Source organism: Streptomyces sp. NPDC051105 (assembly GCF_040682795.1).
Lineage (GTDB): Bacteria > Actinomycetota > Actinomycetes > Streptomycetales > Streptomycetaceae > Streptomyces.
Map to the genome: position 1 here is coordinate 1 of NZ_JBFBBR010000010.1, position 13,130 is coordinate 13,130.

12 protein-coding genes are annotated in these 13,130 nt (G+C 70.4%); 2 read left to right on the plus strand and 10 right to left on the minus strand.

What is annotated here, in order from left to right:
• Positions 1–521 precede the first annotated feature (521 nt).
• The gene (trpS, locus tag AB0N16_RS24430; RefSeq protein ID WP_365800042.1) at positions 522–1,568 is read left to right on the plus strand and encodes a tryptophan--tRNA ligase; all 1,047 of its coding nucleotides are present in this window, start codon (positions 522–524) and stop codon (positions 1,566–1,568) included.
• 49 nt (positions 1,569–1,617) lie between these two features.
• On the opposite strand, the gene proC is transcribed toward trpS, so the two are convergent.
• The 6 genes from proC to AB0N16_RS24460 all read right to left on the minus strand — a co-directional run bounded on the left by proC (position 1,618) and on the right by AB0N16_RS24460 (position 6,280).
• The gene (gene proC, locus AB0N16_RS24435; RefSeq protein ID WP_362576048.1) at positions 1,618–2,430 is read right to left on the minus strand and encodes a pyrroline-5-carboxylate reductase; all 813 of its coding nucleotides are present in this window, start codon (positions 2,428–2,430) and stop codon (positions 1,618–1,620) included.
• A 68-nt stretch (positions 2,431–2,498) separates the two neighbouring features.
• Positions 2,499–3,296, minus strand: coding sequence for an ABC transporter permease (locus AB0N16_RS24440; RefSeq protein ID WP_365800044.1), 798 nt, complete (start codon positions 3,294–3,296; stop codon positions 2,499–2,501).
• Entirely contained in the window at positions 3,293–4,135 is an 843-nt protein-coding gene (locus tag AB0N16_RS24445; RefSeq protein ID WP_365800046.1) for an ABC transporter ATP-binding protein, read from the minus strand. Before AB0N16_RS24445 ends, AB0N16_RS24440 begins: the two co-directional genes overlap by 4 nt.
• A gap of 379 nt (positions 4,136–4,514) precedes the next feature.
• The gene (locus AB0N16_RS24450; RefSeq protein WP_365800048.1) at positions 4,515–5,315 is read right to left on the minus strand and encodes a class I SAM-dependent methyltransferase; all 801 of its coding nucleotides are present in this window, start codon (positions 5,313–5,315) and stop codon (positions 4,515–4,517) included.
• Positions 5,316–5,400: 85 nt separating this feature from the next.
• Positions 5,401–5,907: an EamA/RhaT family transporter gene (locus AB0N16_RS24455; RefSeq protein WP_365800050.1), complete on the minus strand. Its 507-nt coding sequence runs from the start codon at positions 5,905–5,907 to the stop codon at positions 5,401–5,403.
• A gap of 49 nt (positions 5,908–5,956) precedes the next feature.
• Complete coding sequence (locus AB0N16_RS24460) at positions 5,957–6,280, minus strand: SH3 domain-containing protein (protein ID WP_365800052.1); 324 nt, start codon at positions 6,278–6,280, stop codon at positions 5,957–5,959.
• 181 nt (positions 6,281–6,461) lie between these two features.
• On the opposite strand from AB0N16_RS24460, the gene AB0N16_RS24465 reads away from it, so the two are divergent.
• Positions 6,462–8,570, plus strand: coding sequence for a serine/threonine-protein kinase (locus AB0N16_RS24465; protein ID WP_365800054.1), 2,109 nt, complete (start codon positions 6,462–6,464; stop codon positions 8,568–8,570).
• A gap of 70 nt (positions 8,571–8,640) precedes the next feature.
• Here AB0N16_RS24465 and ilvD read toward each other — a convergent pair whose 3' ends face one another.
• The 4 genes from ilvD to AB0N16_RS24485 form a co-directional block, all read right to left on the minus strand.
• Positions 8,641–10,494 (minus strand): dihydroxy-acid dehydratase, encoded by a 1,854-nt coding sequence (gene ilvD, locus AB0N16_RS24470; RefSeq protein ID WP_365800056.1) that lies wholly within the window; start codon positions 10,492–10,494, stop codon positions 8,641–8,643.
• Positions 10,495–10,604: 110 nt separating this feature from the next.
• Complete coding sequence (locus AB0N16_RS24475; protein ID WP_365800058.1) at positions 10,605–11,225, minus strand: TetR family transcriptional regulator; 621 nt, start codon at positions 11,223–11,225, stop codon at positions 10,605–10,607.
• Positions 11,222–12,052, minus strand: coding sequence for a sugar phosphate isomerase/epimerase (locus AB0N16_RS24480; protein WP_365800060.1), 831 nt, complete (start codon positions 12,050–12,052; stop codon positions 11,222–11,224). Before AB0N16_RS24480 ends, AB0N16_RS24475 begins: the two co-directional genes overlap by 4 nt.
• Positions 12,053–12,184: 132 nt before the next feature.
• Entirely contained in the window at positions 12,185–13,117 is a 933-nt protein-coding gene (locus AB0N16_RS24485) for a Ppx/GppA phosphatase family protein (protein ID WP_365800062.1), read from the minus strand.
• Positions 13,118–13,130 lie beyond the last annotated feature (13 nt).

Below are 13,130 nucleotides of genomic sequence, written 5' to 3' on the forward strand. Positions count from 1 at the left end.
TTCCCTTTCCGGCGATTCCGACTCTATCAGATCCTTTCGGCGTCTGATTCCCAGTCAGCGGGGGTTGTCTTCCCGGCTGTTGGGCCGTTCCGACGAGTGAGACTTTAGCGGATTCCCGGCCTCCGAGCTAATCGGGGCCTGCGTCCTTTCGAACGTGGATTCCTTCATTTCGCACATACGCACGCCGAAGCAAAGCGACGACGGATCGTCGACTGCTGGTAGGTACCTGCGGAATGGTTGCCCGGGGACCGACCGGAGTCGGCGCTCACGTCGGACAACTCGGAGAACAGTACGTAGCCGGTTGGGGTGTGTCAACTCGCGGCGAGGCGGCCCCGCTGCGCGTATGGTGGACGCCATGACTACGCGTACGTGCACCCAGCAGTGGTGGGCCGCCTGACGGCGGCCGCGCTCACGTACGCATTCAACGGCCGCCGCTTCGGCGGCCGTTCGTGTATCTCCCTCCAGAACCTCTGAGGGCCGGCCGCTCGGGACGGCGGCTCCGACCAGGAGGTAAAGAGGGAATGACACGGGTCTTCAGCGGGATCAAGCCGACCGGACACCTGACGCTGGGGAACTACCTGGGGGCCATGCGGCAGTGGGCTGCCGTGGATCAGCACCAGGCCGACTCCTTGTTCTGCATCGTCGATCTGCACGGGATGACCGTGGACCACGATCCGGCCCGGCTGCGCCGGCTCACCCGGCAGGCGGCGACCCTGTTGCTGGCGGCCGGGCTGGATCCGGAGCTGTGCACCGTGTTCGTACAGAGTCACGTCGACGAGCACACCCGGCTGTCGTACCTCATGGAGTGCGTGGCGACCGATGGGGAGATGCGGCGCATGATCCAGTACAAGGAGAAGGTCGCGAGCGAGGCGGTGCGCGGGCGCGGTGTGCGGCTGTCCTTGCTGACGTATCCGGCGCTGATGGCCGCGGACATCCTGGCGTACGGGGCGGACGAGGTGCCGGTCGGGGACGATCAGGCCCAGCACGTGGAGTTGACCCGGGATCTGGCGGTGCGGTTCAACCAGCGGTACGGGCACACGTTCGTGGTGCCGAAGGCGACCGTGCCGAAAGTGGCCGCGCGGGTGATGAATCTGCAGGACCCGACGTCGAAGATGGGGAAGAGCGACGACTCCGGGGCGGGCATCGTCTATCTGCTCGACGAACCCGAGGTGATCCGGAAGAAGATCATGCGGGCCGTGACGGACAGCGGGCGGGAGATCGTCTACGACCGGGAGGAGCAACCCGGGGTCGCGAACCTGCTGGAGATTCTCGCTGCGTGCACGGGCGGGAACCCTGAGTCACTGGCAACCGTTCACGATTCGTACGGCGCTCTGAAGCAGGCCACCGCGGAGGCGGTGCTGGACGTGCTCGGTCCCGTGCAGGCCAGGCACAGGGAGTTGTGTGTCGACCCGGGATATGTGGAGGAGGTGCTGCGGCATGGAGCGGAGAAGGCTCGGGCGATCGCCCGGCCGATTGTCGATAGCGCCTATCGGGCGATCGGGCTGTTGCCGCCCGGCGCCTTCTCGGGGGCCCCTGCGACGGAACCCGCGTTGAACGCGGCCCGATAGGCGCGGGGTTCAGTCCCTCTCAGTCCTGTCCCTCTCAGTCCTGTCCTTCTCAGTCCTTCTTGCCGGAGGCGAGTTGGCGGCTGCGGTCGCGGGCGGCTTCGAGCGCGGCGATGAGGGCCGCCCGTACGCCGTGGTTCTCCAGTTCGCGGATGGCGTTGATGGTCGTGCCGGCGGGGGAGGTGACGTTCTCGCGGAGCTTGACGGGGTGTTCGCCGCTGTCGCGGAGCATCACGGCGGCGCCGATCGCGGACTGGACGATGAGGTCGTGGGCCTTGTCGCGGGGCAGGCCGAGCAGGATGCCGGCGTCGGTCATGGCCTCGACCAGGTAGAAGAAGTACGCCGGGCCCGAGCCGGAGAGGGCGGTGCAGGCGTCCTGCTGGGACTCGGGGACCTGGAGGGTCTTGCCGACGGCGCCGAAGATCTCCTCGGCGGTGGCGAGGTGGGCGGCGGTGGCGTGGCTGCCGGCGGAGATGACGGACATCGCCTCGTCGACGAGGGCGGGGGTGTTCGTCATGACACGGACGACCGGGGTGCCGGTGGCGAGGCGCTCCTCGAAGAAGGAGGTGGGGATGCCCGCCGCACCGCTGATGACGAGGCGGTCGGCGGGGATGTGCGGGGCGAGTTCGTCGAGGAGGGTGCCCATGTCCTGCGGCTTGACCGTGAGGATCAGGGTGTCGGCGGTCTTCGCTGCCTCGGGGTTGGTGACCGGGGTGACTCCGTGGCGGGCGCGGAGTTCTTCGGCCCGTTCCGGGCGGCGAGCGGTGACCAGGAGGTCGGCGGGTGCCCAGCCGGCCCGGATCATTCCGCTGAGCAGGGCTTCGCCGATCTTGCCGGTACCGAGGACTGCGACTTTCTGACTCATACGGTTCAGTCTGGCACCGCGGGTGGGAGGCGGGGGGCGGTTGTCCGCTGGGCGGACGTGGTCGGTGGCTATGCCGTCCGTCGCCTCAGGGTGGCCGCTCCCAGGGTGAGTACGAGCAGGGCGCAGCCGGCGACGATCAGGATGTCCCTGAGGAAGGTGGCGGTCATGTCGGTGTGGTGGAGGACTTCGTTCATGCCGTCTACGGCATAGGACATGGGGAGGACGTCGGAGAGGGCTTCGAGAGCGGGGTGCATCTCGGAGCGGGGGGTGAAGAGGCCGCAGAGGAGGAGCTGGGGAAAGATCACCGCGGGCATGAACTGGACCGCCTGGAATTCCGAGGCCGCGAAGGCCGAGACGAAGAGTCCGAGGGCTGTGCCGAGCAGGGCGTCGAGCAGGGCGACCAGGAGCAGGAGCCAGGGGGAGCCGGTGACGTCGAGGCCCAGGAACCAGACGGCAAGGCCGGTGGCGAGGGCCGACTGGATGATCGCGAGGATGCCGAAGGCGAGCGCGTAGCCGGCGATGAGGTCGGCTTTGCCCAGCGGCATGGCGAGGAGGCGTTCGAGGGTGCCGGAGGTGCGTTCGCGGAGGGTGGCGATGGAGGTCACCAGGAACATCGTGATGAGCGGGAAGATGCCGAGGAGTGAGGCGCCGATGTTGTCGAAGGTGTGCGGGCTGCCGTCGAAGACGTAGCGGAGCAGGACCAGCATCAGGCAGGGGATGACGAGCAGCAGCGCGATCGTGCGGGGGTCGTGCCGGAGCTGGCGCAGGACGCGGGCCGCGGTGGCCGTGGTGCGGGAGAGGTTCAGGACGCTGACGGGTGCGGTCGCGGTGGCCGCCGTCCGGGTAGTGGCCGTCTGAGTGGTCATCGTGCGTTTTCCTTCGTGCGGGACTTGGAATGGGCCGCCGCTTCGTCGACGAGGTGGAGGAAGGCAGCCTCGACCGTGTCGGAGCCGGTGCGGGTGCGGAGGGCCTCGGGGGTGTCTCCCCCAGCCTCCGGCCGGGAGGTGCCCCCAGCGAGGATCTCGCCCTCGCGCATGAGGAGGAGGCGGTGGCAGCGCTCGGCCTCGTCCATGACGTGGGAGGAGATGAGGAGGGTGGCGCCGCGGGTGGCGGTGATGGAGTGGAAGAGCTGCCAGAGGTCGCGACGCAGGACGGGGTCGAGGCCGACGGTGGGTTCGTCGAGGACGAGGAGTTCGGGGGTGCCGAGCAGGGCGACGGCGAGGGAGACGCGGCTGCGCTGACCGCCGGAGAGGTTAGCGGCGAGGGAGTCTGCGTGGCTGGTGAGGTCGACTTCGCCGAGGACGCGCTCGACGTCGGCTCGGCGGTCGGGGGCCGGGCGGGTGGGGTCGAGGATCGACCCGAAGTAGTCGAGGTTCTGGCGGATGGTCAGGTCGTCGTAGACGGAGGGGGCTTGGGTGACGTAGCCGATGCGGGTACGGAGGGTGGGGTGGCCGGCGGGGCGGCCGAGGACGTTGAGGGTGCCGGTGACCTTGGCCTGGCTGCCGACGATGGCGCGCATCAGGGTCGACTTGCCGCAGCCGGAGGGTCCGAGGAGGCCGGTGATCTGGCCGCGGGCGACGGTGAAGTCGAGACCGCGCAGAACGGTGCGGGGGCCGCGGACGGCAGTGAGTCCGGCGGCTTGGACGGCAGGGGGCAGGGCTGAGTTGCCGGGGGCCTCGGTCGGCTCCGGCGAGTAATTCACCATGTGATGAATAATCCTCGGCGTGGCAAGGCGCGTCAAGGGGAGCGCGGGAGGGGAGCACCGCTGGAACTGTCGTGGCCGAGCGCCGGGCGCCGGGCGCGGGCGCCGGGCGCCGGGCGAGGGCGCCGGAAGTCCGGTGCGGGCGCCGGAAGTCCGGTGCGTGCCGGACGGCAAGTCGTCCTCGCCGGTGTTCCGCTGACCGGGTGGGATCCCGGCAGGTGGGCGGGGGGGTACGCCTGTCGCGTCCGTTGATCGCGATCGCGGGATACGTCCGAGGCGGGTCCGCCCGCTGAGTCCGGCCGGGTCCGCCGGGGGGACACGGCTGAGCCGCCACCGACCCCCGCGGCTGCACCGGGTCGGCGGGCTGGTGTGGGCGTATCGCTCAGGTGTTGAGGGCGACGAGGAGGAGGACGTCGTACGTCTCCTCGACGATCCCTTCCGGGAAGGTCTTCAAAAGGTGGGTGCGCTCCTCGGTGAGGAAGGCGGTGCGGCGGTCCATGGGAGTGACCAGGAATGCCGAGTGGCTGCCGATGTTGGCGAGGTGGGTGTCGAGGGGGACGCGGCGGCTCCAGCGAACCTCGCGGCGGGTGAAGCGGAGGCGGCCGCTGGGGTCTGCGAGATCCGTGCGGTCTGCCGGCTTGCGCTTCACGGTGGCGACGTCCTCGCCGAAGAAGCGGCTCATCCGGTCGCTCTGCCGGACGATCCAGTCGATGTCCCGGGCGTCGGTGTTCCACCACAGCGCCAGCGCGCCGCCGGGGCGCAGTACGCGGAGTGCCTCCGGCACGGAGTGGGCCGGGTCGGTCCAGTGCCAGGCCTGGGCGTAGGTGAGGAAGTCGGCGGTGTCGTCGGCGAGCGGAAGGGCGTTGCCGTTGCCGCGGACGACCGGGACGCCGGGGAGTGTGGCCTGGAACTGCGCCGCCATGCCCTCTCCCGGCTCCACCGCGACCACGTCGGCGCCGCGCGCGTGCAGGAGAGCGGTCGCGATGCCGGTACCCGCGCCGACGTCGACCACCCGGGCGTCGGCGAGGGAGCGGCCGGCCTCCTCTTCGACGGCGTCGAGGAGAGCCGGCGGGTAGGAGGGGCGGTTCGCGGCGTACTGGGCCGCGGCGGCGTTGAAGGAGTGGGCGCGGGTCGCGTGGGAGGAAGGAGCGGGGTTCGAGGGGTGCGACTGGCTTGTGGTCATACGGCCATGGTCCCGGGGGCGGGGCGGGGGGCGACAGGGGATATCGGCAGGCGGGGGGAGACGCCCGGCGCCCTGCCGGACGGTCTCAGCGTTTCCGCTTCTTCTTCGACGGGTTGCCCGAGCGGCGCGTCGTGCTGCGTTCGTGTTCCTGGACGGCGGTCTCGTACTCGGCACGGTGGAGTCTCTCGCCGGGGGCTTCCGTCAGGGAGCGGAAGAAGTAGGCGAGGAGGGAGCCGACGAAACCGATGGCGAGGAGGCCGCGCAGGGCGGCCTGGCGTTCGGGGTCGGGGCGCTTACCGAAGGACTCCCAGGTGTTTCGGAAGGCCAGGGCGCTGCAGATGGCGAACATCGCGACGACGAGAGCGGTCACGAAGGCGCCGGTGTCGGCGAGCTGGACGCCTTCGTAGGCGAGGCGGAGGACCAGGCAGGAGACGACGGCGGCGGCGAGCGAGCCCACGGCCACGCCGATGCGACGGACGGTGTAGCCGTCGTCGTGGTTGACCCAGGACGTGCCGAAGAAACGGAGGGGCTCGGGGCGGGGTCCGCCGGTGGAGCCCGCGGGTGTGTCCGGGGTGCCTGGTTCGTCGCTCACGGGACGATTATGGCGCCGAGGGCCGCGGGCTCCGGGTCGGGGTGACCGGTCAGGCGCAGCGGTCGGCCACGTAGCCGTCGCTGCCTGTGTTGACGTAGGCGTCCGAGATGTATTCGCCGTTGTCGATGTTGTCCCAGATCTTGGAAGTGCCGTAGTAGCCGGACACCGTCGTGCCGGGTGTCTGGCAGAAGATCGGGACGCGGGTGCCCTCGGGGAGGGTCCGCGTGATGTTGTAGTTGGTGCCCGGGCCGCTGCGGACGTTGAGGCGGACGCCGGGGGCGACCGCGTACGTCTTCACGGATGATGCCGCCAGCGTCGCGACGGCCTCGTCCTCGCCGCTGCTCTCGGCTTCCTGCACTTGGTCGACAGACATGTGTAGCTCCCCCCACCGGACCCATGAGTGTCATGGAGTCCCGTTGATTCCCCGGAAGCGAGCCACGAAACACATGTGCGCAACTCGCACGCGGAGGCTAGCAAGCCGCCTCTGTATCGCACGCGTCATCGACTAGGCTCCGTGCGTCGCGCGCCGCGAGGAACAGCACGGGGGTGATCCCATGACGCCACAGCGCAACACCGGAGCGGGCGCGGAAGCGGAACTTCCCGAGTACGCCGGGCACTACCGCCTGGAATCCTGCCTGGGTTCGGGCGGCATGGGCGTGGTGCACCTCGCCCGCAGCACCTCGGGGCTGAAACTCGCCGTGAAGATCGTGCACGCCGAATTCGCCAAGGACCGTGAGTTCAGGGGCCGTTTCCGGCAGGAGGTGGCCGCCGCGCGGAAGGTCAGTGGGGCCTTCACCGCGCCCGTCGTGGACGCCGATCCCGAGGCCGAACGGCCTTGGATGGCCACGCTCTTCATCCCCGGCCCGACCCTCTCCGAGCAGGTGAAGCGGAACGGGCCCATGTCCCCTGCCCAGTTGCGCCGGCTGATGGCCGGGCTCGCGGAGGCGCTGCGCGACATTCACCGGGTCGGGGTCGTGCACCGGGATCTCAAGCCGAGCAACGTGCTGCTCGCCGAGGACGGTCCGAAGGTCATCGACTTCGGCATTTCCCGGCCGAAGGACAGCGAACTGCGGACCGAGACCGGCAAGTTGATCGGTACGCCGCCTTTCATGGCACCGGAGCAGTTCCGGCGGCCGCGTGAGGTCGGGCCGGCCGCGGACATCTTCGCGCTCGGGTCGGTGCTTGTGCACGCGGCGACCGGGCGGGGGCCGTTCGACTCCGACAGCCCTTACGTCGTCGCCTACCAGGTCGTCCATGACGAGCCCGACCTCGCCGGCATGCCGGAGGAGTTGGCTCCGCTGGTGCTGCGCTGTCTCGCCAAGGAGCCCGAGGACCGGCCGACGCCTGACGAAATGATGCGGGAACTGCGGTCGTTGTCAGCGTCGTACGACACCCAGGCGTTCATACCGGCGCAGCGGATCAAGGACGACCACGAGGCCCCGCCCGAGGAGGAGGCACCGGCCGCCGTTCCGGAGAGGAAGGCACGCAAGGCGGCGAGACGGCGTATGGCCGTCGCCGCCGGGACGGCTGTCCTGGTCCTGGGCGGTGTGCTCGTCTCGGCGCTCTGGTCGGGGGACGACGGTGCGGCCCCTGTCGGCGGCACGGTGCGCGGTTCCACCGACACGTTCGAAGCCTGGCAGTCGGCGGCAGCGGCCAAGGACGGCTCGGGGATGCCTCAATGCGTCGGCGGAGCAGGGAAACTGCTGTGCATGCGGTCGAGGCTGGCCTTCGCCCTCGCTCCCGTGGACGGCCGTCTGCTCTGGCGGCACAGGGTCGCGGACGAACGAACCAGCGGCTCGCCCTCCCTGTCGGGCGGGCTCCTGCTGGTGCCGACAGACGGCGGCCGACGGGTGGAGGCGCTGGACCCCGCTTCGGGTTCGTCGCGCTGGAAGCAGGACCTGCCCGCGGTCCGGGGCATGGAGATCACCCAGAGCATGCTGCTGGTCCTCGGGGCCAACGGGGTGATCACCGGTCTCGACAGCAAGTCCGGCGACACCAGGTGGAGCCTGCCTGTCTCCGGCAGCGGCACCCCGTCCCTGAGTTCGTTCGCCGGAGATCCATGGGCGTACGCGAGCAGTACCTCCGCCGACGGAACGCACACCCTGGTCACCGCGCTGGACCCGGACACCGGCGCCAGACGCTGGGAAGCCCGGCTCGCCGGGGATCTCAGGCCGGTCGGCAGCGCGGACGGGTCCCTTTTCCTGCTGTCCGTGAACACTTCCTCCGGCGCGACGAACGCGGTCGTGCGCTACAAGCCGGAGGCGAAGGCGGCCCGCCGGGTGCCCCTGCCCGTTCCCCGGTTGGCGCCGGGTGCCGCCGTGCGCGGCGACGTCGTCTATCTGCTGTCCGCCGGTGGCTCGCTGGAGGCCGTGGACCTGGAGAGCCGCAAACGGCTCTGGGCGCTCCAGACCTCGGTGAGCCGGGGCTCGGCGCCCGCGGCCGACGACCGGTACGTCTACTTCACGGCGGCCGACGGGCGTCTGCTCGCCGTCGACGCTCGCAAGGGAACCCTCGTCGGCCAGACTCCGGCGCGTCTGGGCGCCAACGCCGACCAGGTCACCGCCGCGCTGCCCGCTCCCCTGATCCTCGACACCCACGTCTACGCCACCGCCCCCGACGGCACCGTCTTCGCCGTGGACGCGGAGGATCCCGCCGGTTGGTGATGACACACGACGGAAGGGGGCGCCCCCCTGGTTGGAGGCGCCCCCTGTCGCATGTGTCCCATGCCCGGCGTCAGCCGAGCTTGCTCACATCACGCACCGCGCCCTTGTCGGCGCTGGTGGCCATCGCCGCGTAGGCCCGCAGGGCCGCGGAGACCTTGCGTTCGCGGTTCTTCGGGGCGAACACGCCGTTCAGGGCCTGCTCGCGACGGGCCAGCTCGGCGTCGTCGACGAGGAGTTCGATCGTGCGGTTCGGGATGTCGATGCGGATGCGGTCGCCGTTCTCGACGAGGGCGATGGTGCCGCCCGAGGCCGCCTCCGGGGAGGCGTGCCCGATCGACAGGCCCGACGTGCCGCCGGAGAAACGGCCGTCCGTGATCAGCGCGCAGGTCTTGCCGAGGCCGCGGCCCTTGAGGAAGGACGTCGGGTAGAGCATTTCCTGCATGCCAGGGCCGCCCTTGGGGCCCTCGTAGCGGATGACGACCACGTCGCCGTGCGTGACCTGCTTGTTGAGGATCTTCTCGACGGCTTCTTCCTGCGACTCGCAGACGACCGCCGGGCCCTCGAAGGTCCAGATCGACTCGTCGACGCCGGCCGTCTTCACCACGCAGCCGTCGACGGCGAGGTTGCCCTTGAGGACCGCGAGGCCGCCGTCCTTGGAGTACGCGTGCTCGACGCTGTGGATGCAGCCCTCCGCCGCGTCCTCGTCCAGGGCCTCCCAGCGCTCGGACTGGGAGAAGGCCTCGGAGGAGCGGACGCAGCCCGGGGCGGCGTGCCACAGTTCCACGGCCTCGGGGGACGGGGAGCCGCCGCGCACGTCCCAGGTCTTCAGCCAGTCCGCCAGGGACGGGCTGTGCACGGAGTGGACGTCCTCGTTGAGGAGACCGCCGCGGTGCAGTTCGCCGAGGAGCGCGGGGATACCGCCGGCCCGGTGCACGTCCTCCATGTAGTACGTGCGGGTCTTCGCGACGTTCGGCGCGACCTTGGCGAGGCAGGGCACCCGGCTCGAGACCTCGTTGATCTCCTCCAGGCCGAACGGGACACCCGCCTCCTGGGCGGCGGCCAGCAGGTGCAGGATCGTGTTGGTGGAGCCGCCCATCGCGATGTCCAGGGCCATCGCGTTCTCGAACGCGGCGAAGGTCGCGATGTTGAGGGGCAGGACCGTGTCGTCGTCCTGCTCGTAGTAGCGGCGGGTGAGGTCCATGACCGTGCGGGCCGCGTCGACGTACAGCTGTTTACGGGCCGTGTGGGTGGCCAGGACCGAGCCGTTGCCGGGGAGGGAGAGACCGATGGCCTCGGTCAGGCAGTTCATCGAGTTGGCGGTGAACATGCCCGAGCAGGAGCCGCAGGTCGGACAGGCGTTCTCCTCGATCTTGAGGACGTCCTCGTCGGAGACGTTCTCGTTGGCCGCGTCGACCATCGCGTCGATCAGGTCGAGGGTGCGGACCGTGCCGTCGACGAGGGTCGCGCGGCCGGCCTCCATGGGGCCGCCGGAGACGAAGACCGTGGGGATGTTGAGCCGCAGCGCGGCCATCAGCATGCCCGGCGTGATCTTGTCGCAGTTGGAGATGCAGACCAGTGCGTCGGCGCAGTGCGCTTCAACCATGTACTCGACCGAGTCGGCGATCAGGTCGCGGGACGGGAGGGAGTACAGCATGCCGCCGTGTCCCATGGCGATGCCGTCGTCCACGGCGATCGTGTTGAACTCGCGCGGGATGCCGCCCGCCTCCTTGATCGCCTCGCTGACGATCCGGCCGACCGGCTGGAGGTGGGTGTGGCCCGGCACGAACTCGGTGAAGCTGTTGGCGACCGCGATGATCGGCTTACGGCCGATGTCCGCACCCGGTACACCGGAGGCGCGCATAAGGGCGCGGGCGCCCGCCATGTTACGACCGTGGGTGACTGTGCGGGACCTCAGCTCGGGCATCGTCACTCGCTCCTTCAGACAGATAGGGCTGTCATCGAGCGTACGCCCGTTGCTCAGGCCTCGGGACGAGGTGTCCGAAATGCGGGACAGGTGTCTCGTCGTTTCCCGCCCTACGGCCCGGTCAGATGCCCCTGCACCACCGGCGCCACCCGCGCCACGATCTGCTCCAGATCCGCCGACGCCAGCGGCTCCACCTTGATCACGTACCGCAGCATCGCGCACCCCACCAGCTGCGCGGCCGCCAGCTCGGCGCGCAACTCCCCGTCCGGGAGATCCAGCTGCTCGGCGATCCGGCGCAGCAGCTGGGCGGCGATCAGCCGGCGGAAGACGGCGGCGGCCGTGTCGTTGTTCACGGCCGAGCGGAGGATCGCCAGCAGGGGCGTACGGGTGGTGGGGTTCTCCCAGATGCCGAAGATGAAGCGGGTCAGGCGCTCGCCGACGCCGTCCAGCGGGCCGTCGGCGATCGCGACGGGCGCGTTCAGCGCGGGGGCGAAGGCGATCGAGATGGCGGCCTCGAAGACCTGCTCCTTGGTGCCGAAGTAGTGGTGGACGAGGGCCGAGTCGACGCCGGCGGCCTTGGCGATCCCGCGGACGGACGTCTTGTCGTACCCGCGTTCGGAGAACTCCTCGCGGGCGGCGACGAGGATACGGTCCCGGGTGCCGGCCGACTCGGTACGCGGAGGGCGGCCCCGGCGGCGGGTACCGGTGCCGCCGCTTTCGGTACCGGTCATCGGCGGGGCACCCTCAGTGCCGAGGCCAGGTGCAGGCGGGTGAAGGCCAGGGCCTCCGCGAGGTCGGCCTCGCGCTCGGCGCCGGACATCGCGCGCCGGGTGTTGACCTCGATGACGACATGCCCGTCGAAGCCGGTGAGCGCCAGCCGCTCCAGGAGCTCGGCGCAGGGCTGGGTGCCGCGGCCGGGCACCAGATGCTCGTCCTTGGCGGAGCCGCGGCCGTCGGCGAGGTGGACGTGGCCGAGCCGGCCGCCCATCCGGTCGAACATGGCGAGGGCGTCCGTCCGCGAGGTCGCGGCATGGCTGAGGTCGATCGTGAAGTGCCGGTAGTCGTCCTTGGTGACGTCCCAGTCGGGGGCGTACGCCAGCATCTCGCGGTCGCGATAGCGCCAGGGGTACATGTTCTCCACCGCGAACCGGACGTCCGTCTCGTTCGCCATGCGCCAGATTCCCTCGACGAAGTCGCGGGCGTACTGGCGCTGCCAGCGGAACGGCGGATGCACCACGACCGTGCTCGCGCCCAGCTTCTCGGCGGCGGCCCGGGCCCGCTGGAGCTTGACCCAGGGGTCGGTGGACCAGACCCGCTGGGTGATGAGCAGACAGGGGGCGTGGACGGCGAGGATCGGGATGCGGTGGTAGTCGCTCAGCCTGCGCAGGGCCTCGATGTCCTGGCTGACCGGGTCGGTCCACACCATGACCTCGACACCGTCGTAGCCGAGGCGCGCGGCGATCTCGAAGGCCGTCGCCGTCGACTCCGGATAGACGGAGGCCGTGGAGAGCGCGACCTTCGCATCCGGGATGCGGACGACGTCCCTTGGTTTTGCCACGAGGGACAGGTTACGGGGTGGGGTCGGGTGGAGGCGGGGTGCGTCTTCGCCGGTGTGACGATCGTCGCGTCGCGGGTGAGGGACCGGGCGCCTGCCCGCCGTCACGGATCGCCCGTCCCCCCGCGGCGGCGCTTACGCCGAGCCCATGTGATCGAGTCGCCGCAGGATCACGCCCTCCCGCAGCGCCCACGGGCAGACCTCCACCGTCTCCACCCCGAACAGGTCCATCGCGGCCTCCGCCACCAGCGCGCCCGCCACCAGCTGGCCCGAGCGGCCCTCGGAGACGCCGGGGAGTGCGCCGCGCTGCGCCGTGTTCATGGCCGCGAGCCTCGGGACCCAGGTCTCCAGGGAGCTGCGCTTGAGTTCGCGCTGGACGTAGAGGCCCTCGGCGGAGCGGGCCGCGCCGGCGAGACGGGCCAGTTGCTTGAAGGTCTTGGACGTGGCGACCACGTGGTCCGGGGCGCCGAAGCGGCTGAACTCGTGGACGGTACGCGCGATCTCGGCCCGTACATGACGGCGAAGTGCCCGTATGTCCTCCGAGGCGGGCGGGTCGCCGGGGAGCCAGCCGGCGGTGAGGCGACCCGCGCCGAGCGGCAGCGAGACGGCCGTGTCCGGCTCCTCGTCGATGCCGTACGCGATCTCGAGGGAGCCGCCCCCGATGTCCAGGACCAGCAGCTTTCCGGCGGACCAGCCGAACCAGCGGCGGACCGCGAGGAAGGTCAGCCGGGCCTCCTCGGCGCCGGTGAGGACCTGGAGCTCGACGCCGGTCTCGGCCTTCACGCGCGCGAGGACGTCATCGGCGTTGCTGGCCTCGCGCACGGCGGAGGTGGCGAACGGCAGCAGATCCTCGACGCCCTTGTCCTCCGCAGCCTGCAGAGCCTCATGGACGACACCGACCAGTTTCTCGACCCCGTCGGGACCGATCGCGCCGTTGCCGTCGAGGAGTTGGGCAAGGCGCAGTTCGGCCTTGTGCGAGTGCGCGGGCAGCGGGCGTGCGCCGGGGTGCGCGTCCACCACCAGCAGATGCACCGTGTTGGATCCCACGTCTAGGACACCGAGTCTCATGTACGGAACGCTA